24 protein-coding genes are annotated in these 21,147 nt (G+C 63.1%); 20 read left to right on the forward strand and 4 right to left on the reverse strand.

All coding sequences use genetic code 11. The features are described 5' to 3' along the window. Window positions 1–415 precede the first annotated feature (415 nt). The 15 genes from FJ319_10785 to FJ319_10855 all read left to right on the forward strand — a co-directional run bounded on the left by FJ319_10785 (window position 416) and on the right by FJ319_10855 (window position 14,476). Window positions 416–1,516 (forward strand): hypothetical protein, encoded by a 1,101-nt coding sequence (locus tag FJ319_10785; GenBank protein ID MBM3934766.1) that lies wholly within the window; start codon window positions 416–418, stop codon window positions 1,514–1,516. A gap of 205 nt (window positions 1,517–1,721) precedes the next feature. Continuing rightward, the gene (ppcA, locus tag FJ319_10790) at window positions 1,722–3,179 is read left to right on the forward strand and encodes a phosphoenolpyruvate carboxylase (GenBank protein MBM3934767.1); all 1,458 of its coding nucleotides are present in this window, start codon (window positions 1,722–1,724) and stop codon (window positions 3,177–3,179) included. Window positions 3,180–3,202: 23 nt separating this feature from the next. Continuing rightward, window positions 3,203–3,412, forward strand: coding sequence for a type II toxin-antitoxin system HicB family antitoxin (locus FJ319_10795; GenBank protein ID MBM3934768.1), 210 nt, complete (start codon window positions 3,203–3,205; stop codon window positions 3,410–3,412). Next, complete coding sequence (locus FJ319_10800) at window positions 3,409–3,597, forward strand: type II toxin-antitoxin system HicA family toxin (protein MBM3934769.1); 189 nt, start codon at window positions 3,409–3,411, stop codon at window positions 3,595–3,597. Before FJ319_10795 ends, FJ319_10800 begins: the two co-directional genes overlap by 4 nt. Window positions 3,598–3,611: 14 nt before the next feature. After that, complete coding sequence (locus FJ319_10805) at window positions 3,612–4,229, forward strand: molybdenum cofactor guanylyltransferase (GenBank protein ID MBM3934770.1); 618 nt, start codon at window positions 3,612–3,614, stop codon at window positions 4,227–4,229. A 4-nt stretch (window positions 4,230–4,233) separates the two neighbouring features. Next, the gene (locus tag FJ319_10810) at window positions 4,234–4,536 is read left to right on the forward strand and encodes a MoaD/ThiS family protein (protein ID MBM3934771.1); all 303 of its coding nucleotides are present in this window, start codon (window positions 4,234–4,236) and stop codon (window positions 4,534–4,536) included. A gap of 21 nt (window positions 4,537–4,557) precedes the next feature. After that, window positions 4,558–6,399 carry an aldehyde ferredoxin oxidoreductase family protein gene (locus FJ319_10815; GenBank protein ID MBM3934772.1) on the forward strand — a complete coding sequence of 614 codons (1,842 nt, stop codon included), beginning with the start codon at window positions 4,558–4,560 and terminating at the stop codon, window positions 6,397–6,399. Between the two features lies 1 nt (window position 6,400). Then, the gene (locus FJ319_10820; protein MBM3934773.1) at window positions 6,401–6,889 is read left to right on the forward strand and encodes an NAD(P)H-dependent oxidoreductase subunit E; all 489 of its coding nucleotides are present in this window, start codon (window positions 6,401–6,403) and stop codon (window positions 6,887–6,889) included. Then, window positions 6,886–8,466 (forward strand): NADH-quinone oxidoreductase subunit L, encoded by a 1,581-nt coding sequence (locus FJ319_10825; protein ID MBM3934774.1) that lies wholly within the window; start codon window positions 6,886–6,888, stop codon window positions 8,464–8,466. Before FJ319_10820 ends, FJ319_10825 begins: the two co-directional genes overlap by 4 nt. Window positions 8,467–8,472: 6 nt before the next feature. Then, window positions 8,473–8,718 (forward strand): DUF2442 domain-containing protein, encoded by a 246-nt coding sequence (locus FJ319_10830; GenBank protein MBM3934775.1) that lies wholly within the window; start codon window positions 8,473–8,475, stop codon window positions 8,716–8,718. 92 nt (window positions 8,719–8,810) lie between these two features. Next, window positions 8,811–9,167: a hypothetical protein gene (locus FJ319_10835; GenBank protein ID MBM3934776.1), complete on the forward strand. Its 357-nt coding sequence runs from the start codon at window positions 8,811–8,813 to the stop codon at window positions 9,165–9,167. Continuing rightward, window positions 9,152–9,523, forward strand: coding sequence for a hypothetical protein (locus FJ319_10840; GenBank protein ID MBM3934777.1), 372 nt, complete (start codon window positions 9,152–9,154; stop codon window positions 9,521–9,523). The genes FJ319_10835 and FJ319_10840 overlap by 16 nt, the downstream gene beginning before the upstream one ends. Window positions 9,524–9,574: 51 nt before the next feature. Beyond that, on the forward strand, window positions 9,575–12,358 hold the full coding sequence (locus FJ319_10845) for a formate dehydrogenase subunit alpha (GenBank protein MBM3934778.1): 2,784 nt from the start codon (window positions 9,575–9,577) through the stop codon (window positions 12,356–12,358). 133 nt (window positions 12,359–12,491) lie between these two features. Beyond that, the gene (locus tag FJ319_10850; GenBank protein MBM3934779.1) at window positions 12,492–13,166 is read left to right on the forward strand and encodes a hypothetical protein; all 675 of its coding nucleotides are present in this window, start codon (window positions 12,492–12,494) and stop codon (window positions 13,164–13,166) included. A 104-nt stretch (window positions 13,167–13,270) separates the two neighbouring features. Then, window positions 13,271–14,476: a hypothetical protein gene (locus tag FJ319_10855; protein ID MBM3934780.1), complete on the forward strand. Its 1,206-nt coding sequence runs from the start codon at window positions 13,271–13,273 to the stop codon at window positions 14,474–14,476. 60 nt (window positions 14,477–14,536) lie between these two features. Here FJ319_10855 and FJ319_10860 read toward each other — a convergent pair whose 3' ends face one another. Then, a complete protein-coding gene (locus FJ319_10860) occupies window positions 14,537–16,102 on the reverse strand; it encodes a tetratricopeptide repeat protein (protein MBM3934781.1) in 1,566 nt (521 codons plus the stop codon). Between the two features lie 69 nt (window positions 16,103–16,171). Further along, the gene (locus tag FJ319_10865; GenBank protein MBM3934782.1) at window positions 16,172–16,948 is read right to left on the reverse strand and encodes a hypothetical protein; all 777 of its coding nucleotides are present in this window, start codon (window positions 16,946–16,948) and stop codon (window positions 16,172–16,174) included. Window positions 16,949–17,032: 84 nt separating this feature from the next. On the opposite strand from FJ319_10865, the gene FJ319_10870 reads away from it, so the two are divergent. Further along, a complete protein-coding gene (locus FJ319_10870; GenBank protein MBM3934783.1) occupies window positions 17,033–17,830 on the forward strand; it encodes a hypothetical protein in 798 nt (265 codons plus the stop codon). 177 nt (window positions 17,831–18,007) lie between these two features. Here the strand turns inward: FJ319_10870 and FJ319_10875 are convergent, their stop codons facing one another. Continuing rightward, the gene (locus FJ319_10875; protein ID MBM3934784.1) at window positions 18,008–18,739 is read right to left on the reverse strand and encodes a metallophosphoesterase family protein; all 732 of its coding nucleotides are present in this window, start codon (window positions 18,737–18,739) and stop codon (window positions 18,008–18,010) included. A 46-nt stretch (window positions 18,740–18,785) separates the two neighbouring features. Here FJ319_10875 and tsaE point away from each other — a divergent pair, with 46 nt between their 5' ends. Genes tsaE through FJ319_10890 form a run of 3 tightly spaced genes read left to right on the forward strand, consistent with a single transcriptional unit; the run spans window position 18,786 to window position 20,481 of the window. After that, on the forward strand, window positions 18,786–19,340 hold the full coding sequence (tsaE, locus tag FJ319_10880; GenBank protein ID MBM3934785.1) for a tRNA (adenosine(37)-N6)-threonylcarbamoyltransferase complex ATPase subunit type 1 TsaE: 555 nt from the start codon (window positions 18,786–18,788) through the stop codon (window positions 19,338–19,340). Further along, window positions 19,330–20,010, forward strand: coding sequence for a tRNA (adenosine(37)-N6)-threonylcarbamoyltransferase complex dimerization subunit type 1 TsaB (gene tsaB / locus FJ319_10885; GenBank protein ID MBM3934786.1), 681 nt, complete (start codon window positions 19,330–19,332; stop codon window positions 20,008–20,010). Before tsaE ends, tsaB begins: the two co-directional genes overlap by 11 nt. Before the next feature lie 18 nt (window positions 20,011–20,028). After that, window positions 20,029–20,481, forward strand: a complete 453-nt coding sequence (locus tag FJ319_10890) for a nucleoside-diphosphate kinase (protein MBM3934787.1) — start codon at window positions 20,029–20,031, stop codon at window positions 20,479–20,481. Here FJ319_10890 and rsfS read toward each other — a convergent pair. Continuing rightward, a complete protein-coding gene (rsfS, locus tag FJ319_10895; protein MBM3934788.1) occupies window positions 20,468–20,818 on the reverse strand; it encodes a ribosome silencing factor in 351 nt (116 codons plus the stop codon). The two genes, FJ319_10890 and rsfS, sit on opposite strands and share 14 nt — an antisense overlap. Before the next feature lie 142 nt (window positions 20,819–20,960). Here rsfS and FJ319_10900 point away from each other — a divergent pair. Then, window positions 20,961–21,147, forward strand: a 187-nt coding sequence (locus tag FJ319_10900) for a helix-turn-helix domain-containing protein (protein MBM3934789.1), incomplete at its 3' end; no start/stop codon positions are given.

A 21,147-nucleotide genomic window follows, 5' to 3' on the forward strand; every position in this document is an offset into this window, starting at 1 on the left:
ACAGTGTGCTGTGCTTCCGATACCAGCGGACAGTGGCCGCGGATAACACGGTGAGCTTTGGTGGAGAGGACCTGCAGATCGAGCCTGACAGCGAGCGGAGCACATACGCCAGGGCGACCGTAGAGGTACAGGAGCGGCTGGACGGGCGCATCGTGGTCATGCACAAGGGGCGTGAGCTGGCCAGCACGGTTGCTCCCCTAAGACCCGCAGTCCTGCGAGCAAGGCGAAGAAAAGCTCAGGCGGGCAAGCGAGGAGAGGGGCGTGCTGGAGACGGACCCGTCTCCAGCACACCCCTCTCCTCGCCCAAGGATCGAAAGCCGGCTCCAGATCACCCTTGGAGATCGAGACTGATTCAACCAAAACCAGTCGTACTGACAAAATCACTGAGCAGTAAGACTGACAAAGTCATTGAGCATTGACAGGCATCTTCGGCGAGGTGCAGGCGAAGACGGACGACTCTATCACCGTGAAGCTGAAGGACGGCTCTACCGTGCAGCTTGTGGTGGACGCCGAGACGAAGATCAAGACCGGCGATAAGGACGCCTCCGGCATGGACGCTGTGCCCGTCGGCAGCCGCGTCGCCGTCCTGGCCGAGAACACCACCAGCAGCCCCGCGGCCCTCCGGGTGATGGTCGTCCCCGGCCAGCCGCAGAGAGAGCACCGCACCTTCACGCTGGTGGAGGCGAACGGCAACATCGTTGTCGTGGAGGATGAGACCGGCAACAGGCTGGAGATCGAGATCGACCACGAGATTTCGGACGCCATTGCCGGCGAGCTGGCGACGTTCCTCCTGGAGCTTGGCCCGCAGTCCAACCGGCTCAAGGCCAAGGCCGAGATGAAGATCTCCAACGTTGTGAAGCGCCTGGAGGCCCAGGCCCAGAAGCTGGACAGGGAAGCCAAGTCCGAAGCCCAGGCGGATGCCAAGGCCCGGAAGGAAAAGGCTCACGCGGATGTGACCGCGAAGCTGGAGGCGAACATGCAGCGCCAGCTGGACCTCTTCGCGGAAGTCATCGCCGACGCGCCGCCCCAGGCGAAGGCCGCGCTGGAAAGGGCCCGCGACAACACGGTCAAGGGCTACGAGCAGGCGCTGAAGTCCGTCGGCGCAAGCGCATCGTCCACCCGGGCGGTCCTCGGCACGCGCGTCATCGAGGGCGAGGTCACGGCGGTTAGCGAGGACGGCAGCCGCATCACGGTCACCTCAAAGCGCGGCGCAGCGATCGAGCTGAAGCTCGATGCAAATAGCCGGGTGACAACGTCCGCCAACGCCACGACAACTATCGAAGTCGGCGACGAGGTCACCGCGAAGTACGAGGCCGCCACCTCCACCGCCGTCAGCGTCCGCGTGCACGCCGACGACGATGACGACGACCAGGATGACGACAATGACGGCAACCGCGGCCGCTCCGAGGAGAAGAAGCCCGCGAGCACCCCCGCCAACGGCGGGGCGTCCAACGGGCGGGGCTCTACGATCTCTGTCAACGTCAAGGCGGACGCGGGCATATCGATCGGCCGTTAGAACGGCCGGTCCGGCAAGTAGCACACCCAACCCGAAAGGATAACGACAGGGCGCGGCCGCGACTCATGCGGCCGCGCCCTCCTGCTTTTTCCCCCGCCGACGGAACAAACCGTCCTTCTTTCTCCCCAACGTTATACAATAGTGCGGTTGTGCGAAAGCGCCACTCCGTCGAGAAAAAGGACACGCCGTGTTGCCCCCAAGAGCCATGAGCACCCAGCACCCGGACAACGCCACGCCCCCGCCTTTCGCAGAGAACGGCGTCCTCAAGGGCGAAGGCGAGGTCGCAGAGGCCTCCTACGTCTACGACCAGCTCGGCTGCGACGAGCAGATGTGGGACTTCGAGGGCAAGGCCGCCGACGTGGACGTCACCCTCAAGCTCCTCATGAGCCACCCGGACTTCTTCAAAAAGCGCGTCCTGGGCAAAGACGTATTCCTGACCCTCCGCATCCCCAACCCCGGCGTCGAGCGCCAGATGCGCAAAAAGGTGGAGGAAGCACTACATACGATAGTGACCAGTTTCGACGTCGCGTCGAGCTACTACGAGGCCGAAATTGCCCCTATAACGGAGGTCATACTACCTATGACCACGTCCTCGCAAGAGCTAATCTGGCTCGACTCCTATTACCGCGACGTCGTGGTTGGTAAAGACCGGCACATGCTGCCCGGCGGCAAGCTCGTGAAGGACTGGATGGGCGAGCACAAGCCCCACTCCATCCGCGTCATCCCCCTGTTCGAAGACCACCCCAGCATGCTCCACGCGGACAAAATCGTAGAAGAGTATTACGCATTCGCGGCCAAAGACTTCCCCTATGTACGCGTATTTTTGGCACGTAGCGACCCGGCCCTCAACTACGGCATGGCCGGCGCCGTCCTCCTCGCCAAATTCGCGCTGCAGCGCCTGGGGAAGCTGGAGAAGAGGCTGGGGACAGCCATTCACCCAATTATCGGAGTGGGAAGCTCGCCTTTCAGAGGCAACTTCAGGCCGCCGTACGTTGGCCGTGTGCTGGCGGAGTTCCCGAGCGTGCAGACGTATACGGTGCAGTCCTCCTTCAAGTACGACTACGAGATGAAGGACGCGAGGGCGGGCGTGAACCAGCTCATGGCGCACGAGCGGACGGACCCGACACACGTGGAGGAGGACCGGACGCTGAAGCTGGTGGAGAAGCTGCGCGGGCGGTATGAGGCGCAGGTGTCGCCACTGGCGAAGATGGTGAACTCCGTTGCGCCGTTTGTTCCGCGCAGGCGCGACAGGCGACTGCACACAGGCCTGTTCGGGTACTCGCGGGAGGGCGTCGGCGGCTCACACGAGATACGCCTGCCGCGGGCGATCACCTTCGCTGCGGCGCTCTACTCCGTGGGCGTGCCGCCGGAGCTGCTCGCGCTGGACGCGATGAGCGACGATGACCTGAAGTACGCGAAAGAGGTCATGCCGCACTTTGAAGATGACCTGGCAAATGCGCTGGAGTATGCTAATGAGGACAACGTCCGCGAGCTGCTGGGCAAGGACAGCGCGCTCCTGTGCCGTCGCTTCCGCCGCTCCGTGGACAAGGAGCACATGGCGATGACGACGCTGGTGTACGACATGGTGCGCCAGGGCCTAAACTTCTCGCACACCAGGCAGATGGTGGAGTGGTCGGCGCAAATCCGGGGATTTTTGGGGTAGGTACGGAAGGCAGTGAGGCACAAATGAATAACTACACGGCGGTCATCAAACAGAGTGGTAAATGGTGGATTGGTTGGATTGAAGAGATCCCCGGTGTGAACTGCCAGGAAGCGACACGAGAAGAGCTTGTCGTGACCCTCAAGGTTACGCTCGAGGAAGCGCTGGCTATGAACCGGGAAGAAGCTATCGCCGCGGCGGGGACCCAATACGAGGAAGAGTCGATAGCCGTATGAGGCGTTCGGACCTCATAAAGTACATGCGCTCTCAAGGATGCGAATTTGTACGTGACGGAGCTCGACACTCCTGGTGGCGAAACCCAGCCCTTAATAAGGCGACAGCCGTGCCGAGGCACAGCGAGATAGATGACGATTTGGCCAGGAATATCTGTAGAGACCTGGGTATCCCGAAAGTCCGATAGGTGGAGAGTCCTGGATGGCCTCGAAAGTCAACATTTCCGGCATAGTGCTGGCGGGCGGGATGAGCCGACGGCTGGGGCGCAACAAGGCGCTTGAGCCGATCGGCGGCGAGCCGCTGATTACGCGCGTGATCGGCAGGCTGTCGCGCGTAACGGACGAAATCGTGGTGAACGTCAACGACGCGGAGCGCGCCGCTGTTCTGCCGCTGCCGAAGACCACGAAGGTTGCCGTGGACATCTACCCGGACTCCGGCTCTCTCGGAGGCATATACACCGGGCTCTCGGCAGCGAGCGGCGATTGGGGAATCGTCGTCGCCTGCGACATGCCCTTCCTCAACCTTGAACTATTCCGGCGCATGGTCGGCCTGCGCGAGGGCTACGACGCAGTGGTGCCGGTGCTCGACGGCAGGCCTGAGCCCACTCACGCGGTGTACTCGAAGCGTTGCCTCCACTTCATCGAAGCAAAGCTCAAGTCAAACGACCTCAAGATTGCGAAGTTCTTCGATGGGGTCAGGGTGCGCTACGTGGCGCAGTCCGAGGTGGAGCAGATCGACCCCGAGCGCCTGAGCTTCTTCAACGTGAATACGCAGGAAGACCTCGACCGGGCTGTCGCGCTCGCGGCGGCCGGGAAGTAGCGCAGTGGCCTCTCAGCCAGCCGGCGAGGTCGTGGTGACCGTGGAGCTATACGGGCAGGCGCGCCTGCTGGCGGGACAGAAGATCGTGGAGGTGGCCCTGCCCGTGCGCTCCTCCCCGGCGGATTTCGCCCAGAGGCTCGCCGACAAATACCCAGCCCTTGTCGGCAAGGCCATCCGACCGGACCTGTCTGGGCCGATGGACAGCTACGTCCTGAACCTCAATGGGGTGGAATTCATCAGCGGCGCGTCTGTAGAATTAAGGCAGGGCGACACTCTGCTCCTCTTCTCGAGCCAGGCAGGGGGGTAAATCGCCCCAGGGACGGCACTCATGTACGGCTACCACGGCCAGGTCATGCTGATCGACCTTACCACCCGCAAGGTGGCGTGGGAGCCCTTGCCCGAGAGCATCCTGCGCCGCTTCATCGGCGGCATCGGCCTCGGCACGTATTTGCTCTATCGGTACTGTCCCCATGGCGTTGAGCCCCTTTCGCCCGGCAACACGCTCATCTTCGTCACCAGCCCACTCGTCGGCAGCAGGCTCACCACCTCAAGCAAGTTCGCGGTGCTAACGAAGTCGCCGCTCACCGGCTTCATCGGAGACTCCCTCTCATCCAGCTTCCTGGCGACCGAGATCAAGAAGACGGGCTGCGACGCGGTAGTCATCACCGGACGCGCGGCCTCGCCTACGCTCCTCCATATCACTAACAACGGAGTAGATTACCTCGACGGGGCCGTGCTCATTGGCCTCACGACGTCGGAGACCGAGCAGGCAGTGAAAGCGAAGCTCGGCGGCATGACTCGCGTGGCGAGCATCGGCCCGGCGGGCGAGAAGCTGGTGAAGTACGCGAGCGTTGCCAACGACGGCGGGCGGCAGGCGGGCCGGACGGGGTCCGGCGCCGTGATGGGCTCGAAGAACCTCAAGGCCATCGCCTTCCGGGGCAGCCGGCCCGTGGAAGTCTTCGAGAAGGATGCCCTCGACACGATAGGCAAGGACCTCACCCTCCGCAGCCTGGGGCCTGCGACGGAAAAGTACCGGACGCTCGGTACGATGGCGAACGTGGCCGTCTTCAACCGCCTCGGCACGCTGCCCACGAAGAACTTCCAGCAGTCCACCTTCGACCAGGCGGAGCAGATCAGCGGCGAGGCGTTCGTCCAGTCGCACCACGTCAAGAATGCCCACTGCGCCAACTGCACCATCGGCTGCGAGCAGATTGTGACGACGGACGACGACGGCAAGCAGGCGAAGGGGCGCATGGAGTACGAGAGCGGCTTCGCGCTCGGCCCGCTGGTCGGCGTCGGCAACCCCAACACCGTCATACGTGCGTCGAAGATGTGCGACGAGCTGGGCATGGACACGATCAGCGCCGGCGCGACGATCGCCTGGGCGATGGAGTGCTTCGAGAAGGGCATCCTGACGCCGGCGGACACGGGCGGCATCGACCTCCGGTTCGGCAACGAAGACGCGCTCCTGAAGACGCTGGAGCTGATCTCGCGGCGGGAAGGCATCGGCGCGCTGCTGGCGGACGGGAGCCGCATCGCCGCGCAGAGGACGGGCCATGGCTCAGAGGCCTGGGCGATGCACGTCAAAGGACTGGAGATGCCCGGCTACGAGCCGCGCAGCCTCAAGACGATGGCGGTGGCGCTCTCGGTGGCAACACGCGGCGCGTGCCACAACAGGTCGTCCGCATACGAGGCGGACTTCTCAGCGCGGGTTGACCGCCTCAAGGTGGACGACGAGCGCGGCCGCATCACGGCGGAGGGCGAGGACTTCTCGTCAGTGCTCGATTCATTGATCTGGTGCAAATTCCTCCGCAAGGCCTTCACGGACCTCCACGCCGAGTCCGCCGCCATCTACCGCCACATCACCGGCTGGGACATGACGCCGGGGGAGCTCAAGCAGGCGGGAGAGCGCATCAACAACCTCAAGAAGCTGTTCAACATCCGCGAGGGCTGGACGCGCGCGGACGATACCCTGCCCGCCCGCGTCCTCACAGAGACGCTGCCAACCGGGATAGTCCAGGGCATCGGCCTGACGCGGGACGACCTCGATATGATGATCGACGGCTACTACCGCGCCAGAGGCTGGGCCGCGGACGGCACGATACCTCCGGCTAAAATCCGTGAGCTCAAGCTCGACGACATAGTTGAACAACCGTCCGCCATACGCTAGTATGCGGCGAATGGAGGTTGCCTTGATTACGGACCGCAAAGAGCTCCGCGCGGTGCTCCGCGAAAAGTTCCCGCGCAACCACGGGCAACTCCTCCCCGCGCTGCACTTCCTCCAGCACGAGTTCGGTCACCTGCCGGACTGGGCGATGGAGGTTGTAGGCTGGCACCTGGGCATCCCTGCCAGCGAGGTCTACGGCGCGGCAACGAGCTACACCGAGCTCCGCATCAAGAAGCCCGGGGAGCACGTCGTGCGCGTGTGCACGGGCCTCGGGTGCTGGATGAACGGCGGCAAGGACCTCCTGTCCGGCCTCGCGCACGACCTGCAGGCGAAGCCCGGCGAGACGACCTCCGACGGCCGCATTACCCTCGAAGAGACCCTCTGCGGCTTCCTCTGCGGGTTGGCGCCAGCGGTCGAGGTAGATGGGAAGTGGCAAGGGCGCGCGACGGCCGCAGCGGTCCATGCGTCAGTCAACGGGGCGGCGAAGCCATGACGACTACCGCATCCCCCATCAAATTCCTGTCGCAAATAGCAGCGGAAGCCGCCGCCCGCCGCAAGGAGCTACTAGGCGGGAAGACGCGGCACATCGTCCAGGTCGCCCACTGCTCGCTCGCCGTGGGCGCGGATAAGGTGGTTGCGGCTGTACGGCAGGCCGTGGGTGAGAATGAGGTCATCATTGTCGCCGGGTGCGACGGCACCTGCTTCCAGGCTCCAAAGACAGTCACCATCGCCCCCGACGGGCGGCGCGAGGTCAAAGGCCACGGCGTAGAGAGCGACTTCTTCGCCCTCCAGAAGCGCATCGCCATGGACGGGTGCGGCGAGATAGACGCGACGGACGTCGACGACTACCTCGCGCATGGCGGATATGCCGGACTGGCGAAGGCGCTGTCGATGTCGCCGGAGGCGGTGATCGAGGAGGTGAAGGCATCCGGCCTGCGCGGTCGAGGTGGCGCATATTTCCCTGCGGCGATGAAGTGGGAGGGCGCGCGGAAGGTTCGGAACTCACCAAAATACTTGGTGGTGAACGCCGAGGAGGGCGAGCCGGGCATCTTCAAGGACCGCCACCTCATGGAGGGCGTGCCCCACCGGATCATCGAGGGCATGGCCATCGCCGCCTACGCGACCGGCATCAACGAGGCGTACGTCTACATCAACGCAGAGGCGAACCTCTCCGCCCACCGGATGGAGAAGGCCATCGCCCGCGCCAAAGCCGCGGGCCTTCTCTGCGAGAAGATCCTCGGCTCCGACTTCACCCTCAACGTCACAATCATGCGCGGCGCGGGCGGATACGTCTGCGGCGAGGAGACCACCCTCCTGAACACGATGGAGGGCTACCGCCGCGAGCCAAGACTCCGCCCACCCTTCCCGACCACCGCCGGCCTATGGGCCAAGCCGACGGTCATCAACAATTGCGAGACACTCGCTAATGTGCCGTTCATCATGGCCAAAGGCGCAAAGGCGTACGCCGCCATTGGCGCATGGCCGTCAGACTCGAAGACGCCGCCCAACCAGCGCGCGTCCGGGACAAAGATCGTCAGCCTCAGCGGCTCCGTCCATCGCCCCGGCGTAGTGGAGCTACCGATGGGCACGACGCTCCGGCAGATCATCGAGGCCGTCGGCAATGGGCCGATGGCTGGCCACGCGTTGACCGGCGTCGCCGTCGGCGGGCCGTCCAGCGGTGTCTTCCCGACCTCGATGCTCGACACTCAGATCGCGCCGGGGCTGCTACACGAGTCCGGCGTCATGCTCGGCGCAGGCGGGGTGATCGCACTTGATGAGCGCACGCCCGCGCTGGACGTCGTGAGGCGGCTGGCGGCGTACAACGCTGCGGAGTCGTGCGGCAAGTGCACGCCGTGCCGCGAGGGCACGCCCCGCATGGTGGACGCGCTAGACCGCATCCTCTCCGGCAAGGGCGCGCAGTCGGACATCGAGGAGCTGCGGTACCTGGCGGACGTCGTGGGCGCTGCGTCGCTATGCGGCCTCGGCCAGGCCGCCGGCAGCCCAATCACCAGCGCGCTCCGGTTCTTCGGGGACGAGATCGCGATGCGGGTAGCGTCAGGAGCACGGTAAATTGACATGATCATACATGTGGTTGAGGTGACTGTGATCGGGGACTACATGCTGGCATTGACGTTCGACGATGGTTCATCTAGGACAGTCAGCCTACAACATCTATTGAACGGTCCTGCCTTTGAAATGCACCGCGACCCCGTCTATTTCGCCCGTGTCAGCATAGACACCGTTGCCGGGACTGTCGCATGGCCGAACGGAGTCGATATCGCGCCTGAAACACTCTACGAACTAAGCTCGGAGACCATCTAAACGCCCAACCATAAATCGCCGACGACAAAGGGGGATACGAAATGGTCGATTCCGCCGGAGAAACACCAGAGCGCAGTTAATTTGGAGACCGATTGAAAGGAGTTGCCACGTCTTTTGTGTCACACACAAAGGAAACGGCGGCTAAAGTAGCCAGTGAAACGGTCGACAAGACGAACGTTTTGACCGGCAAGAAGGTTGAGGAACTTGTCAAAGAGTACAGCGAGCTCTACACAGCGGTGCTGCTTGGCTTACATAAGGACCTCCTTGCACAAAAGGCGAGGACTGAAGAGAGCGCCCGGAATTCTGTTCAGATACAGCAGCAAAACGAGTTGCGGATCGCCCGACTAGAGAAATTAGCGACATCCAAACCGATGCAGAATTATCTCGCGATGGCGGCGTTGGCTGTGGCGGTCGCGGCGCTGGGGGTGGCGGTATGGGCAGCGATGTGATCGAACTTCAACGTCTGGCGGACCGGTATCGCAGTTCATTTTCGGGTCCATGGGACCCCGTAACTGCCATTGAAGAACTGTGCAGACACCACTCAGTAGTCGTGAATGAGTGGACCGATAGCACTGGCGGTGGTATGTGGATCGGTGTTGCAAAGTTCATTTTGCCAAGGGCTATTGGATACGGGGCCAATGCGGCGGCGCAAAACTTCACTGAGATCGGCGTCCGAGCAGTCCGCGATGTTATTAAAGTTACCGATGCATTAATGCAGGCGAGAGTCACAAACTTCGAAGAGTCTATAAGACTCTTGGAAGAGAACATTGACATCCTGCGAAGCTTGAAGTCGGGCGTGATTTGACCCGAACACAACTCGACCAACCGAGACTCATCCTCGGCGAAGGTGTACCCCATGACCATTACCCTCACAATCAACGGCTCCACGGTCCAGGTAAACCCCGGCGCGTCTGTGCTGGATGCGGTGAACGCGTCCGGCACGTACATATCACAGCTGTGCAAGGACCCGGACATTAAGCCCATCGGGGCGTGCCGGACGTGCCTGGTGCAGATTGAGGGGCAGCGCGGCTTCCCGGCCTCGTGCTCTGTTCCGGCGGCAGACGGGATGAAGGTGGTCACGGACTCGCCGCAACTACGCGCGATCCGGCGCGGCGTTGTGGAGCTGACGCTCGCGATGGTGGGCGGCCCTTCTTCCAAACCCAGCACCCAGTCCCCAGCACCCAGAACCCTCCCGAAGGACTACCGGGAGCTTACCATCGCCGCGCGGTGGCACGAGATCGACGCGCCGCGCTGGGCGAGCAGGCGCCGCGAGGCGGTGGATGCGAGCAACCCCGTGTTCAACATCGCGATGGACGCCTGCATCCTCTGCGGGCGGTGCGCTCAGGCGTGCCAGGACGGCCACCAGTTCATCGGCGCTATCGACTTCCTCGGCGCGGGCCGCAAGAGCCGCATCGGGACGTTCATGGACAAGCCGCTGCTGGAGTCCATCTGCACCACCTGCGGCCAGTGCCTCTCGGTCTGCCCCACGGGCGCGATCGAGGTCAAGGCGCCGGTGAAGAGCGTCGCGAAGACGGTGAACACCACCTGCCCTTACTGCGGCGTCGGGTGCGGCGTGAAGGCGCAGGTGGACGAGCGCGACCGCATCGTAGCGATGCTGGACGATCCGGCCAACCAGTCGAGCGTGGGGATGCTGTGTGTGAAGGGCCGTTTCGGCTACACCTTTGTGCACCACAACGACCGCCTCACAACGCCGCTGATCCGCCGCGAGGGGCAGCTGGTTGAGGCGACGTGGAACGAGGCGCTCGACCTGATCTCCGAGAAGCTGGCCCAGTACCGCGGCGACGAGTTCGCGACGCTGTGCTCCGCCAAGGCGACTAACGAGGACGGGTACGTCCAGCAGAAGTTTTCGCGCCTGGTGATGCAGTCCAACCACATCGACCACTGCACGCGGCTTTGCCACTCGCCGTCAGTGGAGGCGATGCTGGTGGCGCTCGGCAGCGGCGCGACGAGCAACTCGTACATCGATTACGAGGAGGCGGGCTGCCTGGTGATCATCGGCTCGGACGCCAACTCGAACCACCCCGTCGCGGCCTCCCGCATGCGGCGGGCGGTCATTGAGCGCGGGGCGAAGCTGATCGTAATCAACCCGCGCCGCATCGAGATGTGCGACTATGCGGAGCTCTGGCTGCGGCCGCGCCCCGGGACGGACGTCGCCCTCCTGAATGCGATGGCGAAGGTGATCCTGGACGAGGGCCTCGCGGACATGGAGTTCATCGAGCACCGCACCGAGAACTTCGAGGCGTGGCGCGATGTGGTCGCGAAGTACGACCTCCAGCAGGCCGAGGAGCTCACCGGCGTCCCCGCCAAGGACATCGCGAAGGCCGCGCGCATCTACGCCAGGCCGCCCTTCAGTGGCTCATGCCTGATCTGGGGCATGGGCATCACCCAGCACACCAATGGCACCGCGAACGCCCACGGCCTGCTCAACCTGGCGTTCGTCGCCGGGCAGCTGGGCAAGCCGGGCGGAGGCATATCGCCCCTGCGCGGGCAGAACAACGTGCAGGGCTGCGGCGACGCCGGGTGCCTGCCCACCGCCTTCCCGGGCTACCAAACGATCAACCCGTCGAACGTCGCCAAGTTCACCCAGGCGTGGGGCAACCACCCGATACCGCCGCAGATGGGCATGGTCGTCACGGACATGGTCCAGGCGGCGATGGACGGCAAGCTCAAGGCGATGTATGTCACAGGGGAGAATCCTCTGCTCAGCGAGCCGGACCTCCACCACGCCGAGAAGGCGTTCAAGAAGCTGGAGTTCCTCGTCGTCCAGGACATCTTCCTCCACGAGACGTCGCAGATAGCGCACGTCGTCCTGCCTGCTGCCTCGTTCGCGGAAAAAGACGGCACGTTCACGAACAGCGAGCGCCGCGTCCAGCGCGTCCGCAAGGCCGTGGAGCCCATTGGCAATAGCCGGCCGGACTGGGAGATACTGTGCGACCTGGCGACGCGGATGAGCAGGCGGCTGGGTCTGGGGCTGGAGAAGGAGTTCGCGTTCATGCACCCGGCCCAGATATGGGATGAGATGGCGCGCCTGACGCCTATCGTCGCGGGCATCTCCTACGAGCGGCTGGACAAAGAGGGCGGCATCCAGTGGCCCTGCCCGACTCCCGATCACCCCGGCACGCGCTACCTGTACGCCACGGACTTCCCGAGGGGGCCGCGCGCGAAGTTCGTCCCGTTCGAGCAGGGCGCTCCGGCCGAGGAGCTGCCGACGAAGCGGTTCCCGCTCATCCTGAACACCGGCCGCATCCTGTACCATTGGCACGGCGGCACGATCACCTGCCGGGCGGACGGCCTGCTGGCGCGCGCGCCGGAGCTCCAGGTATCGATGAGCGCGGAGGACGGCGCGAAGTACGGCGTCGCGGACGGCGAGTGGATTCGCGTGCTGTCCCGCCGCGGCGAGCTTGAGGGCCGCGCGACCTTCACGGACAAGATGCGGGCGGGCGAGGTCTTCGTCCCGTTCGTGAAGCTGCGCGACCACGCCGCGAACTTCCTCACCAACGCCGCCTTCGACCCTAACTCGAAGATCCCGGAGTACAAGGTCTGCGCCGTACGCATCGAGAAGATCGGCGCGGAGGGCGAGCGGAAGGGCGAGGGCCGCAAGAAGCGGGCGGTGGTGTAGCCCGCGCGATTCATCGCGCCTGTCTTATTCACCAGGTTAGCCTGTCAACAACACGGGCACGATAAATCGTCCAGGCTACAGGAAACCGCCGGCCACGTCACAACACGCCATTCATGTTGATGGAGATTTGCAGATGACATCCGAAGGAATACAGATCCCCAAACCGGACGCGGAGGCGTTCAAACAGGGACGGAAGCTTTACCTTGTCCCGATCTTCTCCCTGCCTAAGGAGATGCCCGTCGAGGGGCAAAAGGTGGTGCACAAGTACTGGTCGGAGGTGCGCGACCAGATTCGCAACCTGGAGCGCATGCTGGGCAAGGTGGCCCACGTGTACCACGAAGCGGTCTTCACGGAGGGCGACGATGCTCTGTCTACAGTGGCAGACATCAACGCAAAGGGCGTGTTGTTGGTACGGGAGCTGTGCCGCGCCGAAGCCAAGCTGCACGCCACCGAGGACCGCGACCTGATGGAGGAGTTCTACGACTGGCACATGGTCCTAACCATCGGCGTCCGCAGCCGGCGTGTCATGACCATGGCGATGGACGCCTACCGCGAGGCAGTCCAGAAGCGCTATGACTCCATCGGCGCAAGAATAGACCAGACGCTGCAAGGCGACGAGTCCGGCGTGCTGATGATCCGCGACGACCATCACGTGCAGTTCGCGCCTGACATACAGGTCTTCTACATCTCGCCGCCCGGCCTCGACGCGATCAAGCGCTGGCTGGATGAGCAGTACCGCTCGGCGATGTCCCAGGCAGCCCCCGGGGACGGCGAGCCGGTTGAGTCCGGCCCACCCGCCCAATCTTGACGCTGTCCCCCAACCGGAAATCACAGAACTCTGTGATGCGGTCCGCCGTTGTATGCCATATCATCTACACACTGTGACGTTAACGCTTCCCGCAGGAGATTCCCATGCCCTACCAGGCAAGCCGCCGTGCAAAGTCCAGCATCTCACCGTTCGTGTTGGTGGCCATCGCTGTGGTAATCGCGATACCGGTTGTCGTCATCGCCATCGCGGTCAACATGTCCGGCGAGATCGAGAGCCGAGCGGACGGCGACGAGTACCCCGCGTGGTCGCCTGACGGCCTGCGGATTGCCCTGGCCTCCGACGATACGGGCGATTGGGATATCTTCACCCAGCGGCCGGACGGCGGGGTTAGAACCAACCTGACCAACACGCCTGAAATCGACGAGACGCGGCCGGTCTGGTCGCCGGACGGAACGATCATCGCCTTCCTCGGCGCCGCCTCCAACGGCACGGACATCTACACGATGCGCCCGGACGGCACGGACCGCAAGAACCTGACCAACCAGCCGGGCTCGTACCTGGACCTTACATGGTCGCCGGACGGCTCAAAGATCGCGTTCGCCTCCAGCCGCGACATTCCGCGAGACGACTGGACACCGGTGCCCGGCTCCTCCATGCAGGGCCCGCCGGTGGACATCCGCCCCGCAGAGCTATACGTCATGAACGCCGACGGCACGGGCGTGCAGCGGCTGACGAACAACGATAAGGCGGACCTGAACCCGAGTTGGTCGCCGGACGGCACACAGCTCGCCTTCCAGTCAAACCGCGACGGCGACTACGAGATATTCGTAATGAACGCCGACGGCAGCGAGCAGAAGCAACTGACGTCGAACAACCGCGTGGACTCCGACCCGGCGTGGTCGCCGGACGGTGCGTGGATAGCGTTCTCGTCCAACCGGGCGCAGACGGAATTCGAAGAGCATACGGGGGCAAGCGGGCAGGTCTTCAGCATATTCCTGATGAGACCGGACGGCTCGGAACAACAGAACCGCTCCGCCAGCATCATCCGCAACGACGGCGCGCCCAGGTGGTCGCCGGATGGCCGGTTCATCCTGTTCGACAGCCGCACGCAGGGCCGCCTTGCCGGCGTCGAGGGCTTCAACGAAATCACGGTCATCACAGGCGCCGGCCTGAACTCGCTCAGGACGCCGTTGACCCCAAGCGACCAGTCCACGGACCCGGACCTCTTCACCAGCGGCGCGTGGGCCCCGGACAGCCGCCGCATCGCCTACGTCTCCCGCGAGAGCAAGCTCGGGCATATCCGGGTCATGGAGATCGCCCTCCCCGGCCAGGCGCAGGCGGTGAGGTAGGCTTGCTCGGGTTGCCACAGTCCCGGCAACTGTCAGACAGGTCAGACATTTCAGGGTCCGCTATGGCACGGGGATGTCCGTGACGCGGCGGTCGCGGATGCCGGCGAGGTACTGCTCCATGACGGCGCGGTCCGCCCCCAGCTCGACGGCCTTGTCCAGGTCCGCCTTGGCCTCCGCGTCCTTGGAGAGCATGGTGTACGCCACCGCGCGGTAGGCGTACGCGTCCACGTAGTTAGGCTCAAGCTTGATGGCGTCGTCCAGGTCTCCAAGAGCGCGGTCAACCAGGTCCAGGTTCATGAGGGCAACTGCGCGGTTCTTGTAGGCCTCAGCGTAAGTGTCGTCCAGGCGTATGGCTTCGTCGAAGTCGCGCGCGGCGGCCTGGTCATCCGCGCCGTCAGCGAACAGCATCCCGCGGTAGTTATAGGCCACGGGCGACTCCGGATTCACCTCGATCGCCTTGTTGTAGTCTGACAGGGCCTCTGCGAAGCCCTCAAGCACGATGAAAGAGTTGCCGCGGTTTATGTAGGCCTCTACGAGCGTCGGCTCCAGCCGAATTGCCTTGTCGAATTCCCGGATGGCGTCTACATGCTGGTCCATGTCCGCATAGACATTGCCGCGGTGGAAGTATGCAACCGGGTCTTCAGGCTCCATGCTGATATAGACGTTGAGGTCGCCCAGCGCCTGCTCGAAGAGGCCCAGACCCGCATGGGCCTGGCTGCGCGCCAGCAGGGCCTCGGAGTCATACGGCGTGACGGCCAAAATTGCTCCGTAGTCCGCCAGCGCCAGCTCGTACTCGCCCATGGCAACGTAGGCGTTGCCGCGGAAGTACTGGGCGGCCTGTGAGTTCGGCGTGATGGCGAGGAGCTGGTTGAAGTCCTTTATCGCCTCGTCCGGCCGGCCGATCTCGGCGTAGATGATGCCCCTGTTTCCGTAGTATGAGGCCGTGTTGGGACTCAGCCGGATGGCCTCGTTGAAGTCCGCGATGGCGCGGTCGAACTCGCCCTGGCGGGCGAAAACGCTGCCCCGCTGCGATCGGGCAGCAGATGAGACAGGGTTCAGGCGGAGGGCGTCTGTAAGGTCCCTGATCGCCTCGTCCAGCTTGCCTGTTGCGCCGTACACCGTGCCTCGGCCAAGGAACGCCTCCGCGTTGTTTGCGTCCAGCGCAATAGCCGACGTGTAGTCGGCAATCGACGTTTCGGCCTGCCGGAGCTCCGCGTAGGCCTTGCCCCTTAGCACGAGTGCCTTCGCGTTGTTGGGCTCCAGCCGCAGCGCCTCGGTCAGGTCTGCCACGGCGCCCTCATATTCACCCTTGTCGCCCTTCAGCTCGCCTCTCAGAGCAAACGCGGCGGCGTGGTCGGCCTTGAGCCTGATTGCCTCATCGACGTCCTGCATGGCAGCAGCCTGTCTGTCCAGGCTGGCCTGGGCCTTCGCCCGGCTGTAAAATGCGTCCGCATTTTTAGCGTCCAGCCGGATGGCCTCATTGAGGGACGCGACGGCGTCCTCCCAGCGTTCTTGCTCCAGGAGCTGGACCCCCTCTTCATAGCGCTTCTTTCCCTCGTTGCCGCAGGCAACCGCGCCCAGTACGACAATTGTCGCAGCGGCGAGGAGAAGCAAGGTCTTCTTCATCTAAGGCTCCATTGTTAAGACTTGACGGCCGCCAACTCAGCACATCTTGAAGCGCCCCTGGACCGACATTCAGAGCTTTAACGGTCCCGGAGGCAACACGGGTCCCAACCATGCCTTGAGGTCACGGAGCACATCGTGGGTGATCTGGTGGCCCATTCGATACTCTCGATAGTAGACGGAATAACCTTCGGATTCAAGAAAGACGCGGGCGTCACGGGCCTCGTCCACGGGTATCATCGAGTCCATGTCGCCGTGGGAGATGAACACGGGCGGCTTGTTGCCTTGCGGAAGCCGGCTCTGCAGCCCTTCCGGGTCCGGCAGCCCGGCGCTCATGGCAATAATGCCGGCGTATAGCTCAGGCCTCGTGAGGCCACACAGGAAGGACATCATCCCTCCCTGTGAGAAACCTCCAAGCACCACCTTGCCGGGCGGAACGCCATAGCTCTCCATGGTTTCATCAACGAGCACGTTGAGCTTCTCCTCAGCCGACCGCCACTGCTCGCTCGTCGACCGGTCGTACCGGTCTGCCCATGCATAGCCGGTCTCGCGGAAGCCGAACCGCATCTCGATCGGGGCGTTCGAGCAAACGTAAACGTAGCCGTGGCTGTCGATCAGCTCAGCCAGCCCGGCCAGGTCCGCCATGTTCGAGCCGAATCCGTGGGCCAGGACCACCATCGGCAGCGGCCGGGAGGGGTCATACGCGTCCGGCTCCAGCGCAATGTACTGCAGCGACTTGCCTTGAAGGGTTTTCGACTTCACTCCCCGCCCCTTGCTCCCGAATGCGCGCCGGCTTACATCTAGAACGCCGGCGGAAGCAATTCGTTTGTGCCCCGTAGGCACCGAAATTTAGTCCTCCTATGTTACCCCAACCGGCGCAAACAAATGTATCCTATATGGAGCAGTTATCCGGAATGCGCAAACGAGGTGTCAATGAGCAAGCTGATTGAGAAGTTGAGCAAGGTTGGGCAGGGACAGGTGCAGGCTATGGGCTTCGCATCTTCCTCACGCAAGAGCGAAGCAAACCCTCACATGCTGCTCATCGGCAAAATCACGCCGGATGCCGCCGCGGACCCCGGGCTGGCCGGCGCCCGCGTGGACGCGTTCCTGCTGGCCCTGGACGCCTGGGATGAGCAAGCTGTCACAGGAATCGCAGGAAAACTCGAGGACCGTGTCTGGGGCATCCGCATGTCCGCAGTAACATCGCAACAGGCGAAAAAGGTCGGGGATTTTGGCGGCGACTTCATCGTCTTCGACGCAGACCCGACGGAGTCCTCGGTACTCGACGAGGAAAAGCTCGGCAAGTTTGTGACGATCACCGACGACATGGACGACGACGTCGGACGCATCGTGAACGCCCTGCCGATCGACGGCGCTTACTTCTCCTCGAACGAGGATCTGCAGGCGATGACCGTAGGAAAACTCATCAACATCGGCCTTGTGAGCGGAGTCCTTTCCGGGCCGGTACTCATGCCTGTGCCGGGAGACCTGTCAACGAAGGACCTGGAGGGCCTGAGGAGCGTCGGAGTAGCCGGGGTCGTGGTCGACCTGGCTTCGTCGTCCGATGTCGCGGAGATCAAGGCTGCCATCGCAGAGATGAGTGCGAAGCGCCCGGCGAAGCGAAAAGGGCGTAATGCGCTTGTCCCGTCCCTGGCTTCCGCCGCAGCTGCGCCCTCTCCCCGCCGGCGCGAGGGGGAAGACGACGGCGAGGACGAGCACGAGGGCCATTGAGGCCCGAGTCAGAGAGATCAGAATGGTATTGAAAGGGAGAGTTGAAAACAAGGGAGTATGCTACTGTGTTGCTGCGCCAGCCTGCTTATAGGCGCGCTCATCACATCTGTCCTTGTCACAATAGCCGTATGCACATTTCTGATAATGTACTACGTGTTTTAGCGTCCCCAGGCCCCGCTATCGCCCGTGGGGTAGCCTATCAGCCAGGTAGCCAGGGAGCCCGCGCTCCTTCATCTTCTTTTGGGTGACGGCAACGTCGTACTTTACGCGGTGGTGGGTCACGGACTTGTCCTTGGAGTTGTATAGCGCGTAGCTGGCGCGGGCATCCCCGTCGCGAGGTTGGCCCACACTGCCGGGATTTATGATAATCCGGTCATTCTTGAGTGCGAACGGCCGGTCCAGCGGAAAGTCAAAGAACGCCGCGCTTTGCCCCTGCGGCTTGCAGAGGAACGGAAGGTGCGAGTGACCCACAAGGCACCTCTTGGTGCCGAGGTGGAGGAAGCTGGCAGTTGCCGCGGCAACGGAAACGACATACTCCCACACGGGGTCGCGGGGGCTGCCGTGGACGATGGTGAAGTCTTCCGTCTCGACGCGGATGGGGAGATCTCGCAGGTACTTGATGTGGTCTTCCTTGAGCTGGGCGACCGCCCAGTGGATGGCAGAGGCGGCGTAGGTGTTGAACGCCTCCAGGCTCAGCCGCCCGACAGCCGCGAGATCGTGGTTGCCCGCGACGCTGCGGTTCTTGTGCTTTCGCAGCAGGTCAACGCACGCCCCGGGGTCTGGGCCGTAGCCCACCAGGTCGCCTAAGGACCAGATCTCGTCGAAGCCCCCGCGCTTCTGGGCGTCTTCGATTACGCCCTCGAACGCCTCAAGGTTGGAATGGACGTCGGATACAATCAGCGCACGCAATGGTCCCGCCTTGAGTCAGCTTTAATCGTACGATTATAATACACGGATGCGCCTCGATGTCGATGCCTTTACATATCCCCTGCAGGGCGATTTGCGCCCGTTCCGAGCCAAAGTGCGAATAGAGACTATCAGCAACAGCCCCGAGGAGACGCAGCGGCTTGGAGAAATCCTCGGCGCAGGCGCGCGCCCCGGCGACATTTTCCTACTCACCGGAAGGCTTGGCGCCGGCAAGACAGCGTTAACCCAGGGCATCGTCAGGGGGACAGGCTCTCCAGATATCGCCAGGAGCCCCACCTTCGTCCTGGTCACCGAGTACGCAGGCAGGCTCCCGGTCTATCACATGGACCTTTATCGCCTGGGCTCCGCTATGGACGTGCTGGACATCGGCGTTGAGGAGTACCTGAACGGCGACGGCTTATGCGTAATCGAATGGGCGGACAAAGCTAAGAATGTCTTTCCCCAGGAGCACCTTTCCATAGCGATCGACTACATTTCGGACACCGTCCGGAGGGTAGTTCTTTCCTCCGAAAGCGAGTCTTACTCGCAGCTATTAAACACGGTGCAGGCCCAACTGGAAAGGAGCCGGGCCAATGGAGCTTAGCATAGATACCTCCACCGGCTTCGCGACCGTCGCAGTCTCCGATGGAGGGCGAATCGTCTCGGAGACGACCTGGCGGGCCGGGCGTAACCACTCCGTGGATCTCGCCCCTACCCTGCTCCGCACGCTGTCACACGCCGGCGTCGCCATAAGTGACATCGCCGCCATTTTCGTCGCGATGGGCCCGGGCGGATTCAGCGCCCTCCGCGTGGGTATGAGCCTGGCCAAATCGCTCGCGATGGCCCGTTCCATACCACTGTTGGGGATTTCGACGCTCGAAGTTGAGGCGGCTCCGTACCTCGGACTCGGGAGTCCGGTCTGCGCAATTCTGGACGCCGGCCGCGGGCTTTTCTACGTTGCCAGGTACAACGCAGCCGGGAACTCGGATGGCGAGTACGCCGTCCAGACGCTCGAAGATCTGTCAGCGACGGTCGTCGTGCCGACGGTAATCTGCGGCGAGGACGCGGCTGCGAACTCCGCCGAGATCAGGCGGCGGCTGGGCGGAAGGGCAATCGTGTCAGCCGTTCCGCCGCCGACCCGCCGGGCGGCCGTGCTGGCCATGCTGGGCCACAGGTCGCTCGCTGCCGGCAGGGCGGATGACCCGGCCGCGCTGCAGCCGATCTACATGCGAGGCTCACAATTTGAGGCCGCCCAGAAGATCCTGGGCAGGTAGTTAGGAAGGAGCATTATCGTGCAGAGGACTCTTGTACTGTTGAAGCCGGATGCGGTCCAGCGAGGGCTCGTTGGAGAGCTTATCTCAAGGCTGGAGAGGCGCGGCCTGAAGATCGCGGGTATGAAGCTGATGACGATGAGCGAGGACCTTGCCAGAAGGCACTACTCGGAGCACGTCACGAAGAAGTTCTTCCCCGGCCTGCTGAAGTTCATCACCTCGTCGCCGCTGGTGGCGATGGTGATCGAGGGGCCGGACGCCGTAAATATCGTGCGCGCCACGATGGGCGTTACCAAGCCGGTGGACGCCACGCCGGGCAGCGTCCGCGGCGACTACGCGCTGTCAATCGGGATGAATCTGATCCACGGATCGGACTCGGAGGCCTCCGCCGCGAAGGAGATCGCCCTGTTCTTCTCGCCGCAGGAGATCGTCTCCTACACGCGGGACATCGACAAGTGGATCATAGAATCCTGACGGTCTCTACGGCCTTGGACCATGCTTTTTCGATGCTGTAATACTGTCGCTCCTCGGGGCGGAGGATGTGAATGATCACATCGCTGAAGTCCAGCAGGACCCATCCGCCCTCAGGAGTCCCCTCCCTGTGGTGGATCCTCCGCCCCTTCTTCTCCAGCGCTTCCTCTATCTGGAAGGCCAGCTCGCGCATCTGCGGGGTAGATTCCGCGGTCATGATGACGAAGTAATCTGCAAAGTCGGAATGGCCCCTGAGGTCCAGCATTACTATATCCGATGCCTGTTTGTCCTCAGCAACATCCACTACGACACGGGCGGAATCCGCTGCTGTTAAAAGTATGACGCAACCTCCTTGGGAATTTCACTATTCATGTGCCTCGATTATATTTAGCGGCGAAACGGGCGGTCAATCGGCCAACTAGACGCCTGCATTGGTGCAGTGATAGTGTCAGGGGTTAAGAGAGCAGTGAAAATGTCAGTCTATGAAAGAACTGACAATGAGCGAGAGAGAGGCTAAACGAACGGTAGTGTTGAACGCTGTCCTTGAGAAGCGATTGACAAAGGCTCAAGCTGCCACGGCATTGGGGGTATCGGAGCGCCAGGTATGGAGGCTTCTGGCGACCTACCGGAAGGATGGAGCGGCAGGGCTGGTCCATGGCAATCGAGGAC

It is taken from the genome of SAR202 cluster bacterium, assembly GCA_016872355.1.
Lineage (GTDB): Bacteria > Chloroflexota > Dehalococcoidia > Lucifugimonadales > VGZY01 > VGZY01.

Excerpts from the sequence above, each read along its gene's own strand:
- FJ319_10795 (MBM3934768.1), top strand. The coding sequence starts at position 3,203 with ATGAATAACTACACGGCGGTCATCAAACAGAGTGGTAAATGGTGGATT.
- FJ319_10805 (MBM3934770.1), top strand. The coding sequence starts at position 3,612 with ATGGCCTCGAAAGTCAACATTTCCGGCATAGTGCTGGCGGGCGGGATG.
- tsaB (MBM3934786.1), top strand. The coding sequence starts at position 19,330 with ATGGAGCTTAGCATAGATACCTCCACCGGCTTCGCGACCGTCGCAGTC.
- FJ319_10845 (MBM3934778.1), top strand. The coding sequence starts at position 9,575 with ATGACCATTACCCTCACAATCAACGGCTCCACGGTCCAGGTAAACCCC.
- FJ319_10860 (MBM3934781.1), bottom strand. The coding sequence starts at position 16,102 with ATGAAGAAGACCTTGCTTCTCCTCGCCGCTGCGACAATTGTCGTACTG.
- FJ319_10840 (MBM3934777.1), top strand. The coding sequence starts at position 9,152 with ATGGGCAGCGATGTGATCGAACTTCAACGTCTGGCGGACCGGTATCGC.
- FJ319_10850 (MBM3934779.1), top strand. The coding sequence starts at position 12,492 with ATGACATCCGAAGGAATACAGATCCCCAAACCGGACGCGGAGGCGTTC.
- FJ319_10800 (MBM3934769.1), top strand. The coding sequence starts at position 3,409 with ATGAGGCGTTCGGACCTCATAAAGTACATGCGCTCTCAAGGATGCGAA.
- FJ319_10855 (MBM3934780.1), top strand. The coding sequence starts at position 13,271 with ATGCCCTACCAGGCAAGCCGCCGTGCAAAGTCCAGCATCTCACCGTTC.
- FJ319_10820 (MBM3934773.1), top strand. The coding sequence starts at position 6,401 with ATGCGGCGAATGGAGGTTGCCTTGATTACGGACCGCAAAGAGCTCCGC.
- FJ319_10870 (MBM3934783.1), top strand. The coding sequence starts at position 17,033 with ATGAGCAAGCTGATTGAGAAGTTGAGCAAGGTTGGGCAGGGACAGGTG.
- FJ319_10815 (MBM3934772.1), top strand. The coding sequence starts at position 4,558 with ATGTACGGCTACCACGGCCAGGTCATGCTGATCGACCTTACCACCCGC.
- FJ319_10830 (MBM3934775.1), top strand. The coding sequence starts at position 8,473 with ATGATCATACATGTGGTTGAGGTGACTGTGATCGGGGACTACATGCTG.
- tsaE (MBM3934785.1), top strand. The coding sequence starts at position 18,786 with ATGCGCCTCGATGTCGATGCCTTTACATATCCCCTGCAGGGCGATTTG.
- FJ319_10825 (MBM3934774.1), top strand. The coding sequence starts at position 6,886 with ATGACGACTACCGCATCCCCCATCAAATTCCTGTCGCAAATAGCAGCG.
- ppcA (MBM3934767.1), top strand. The coding sequence starts at position 1,722 with ATGAGCACCCAGCACCCGGACAACGCCACGCCCCCGCCTTTCGCAGAG.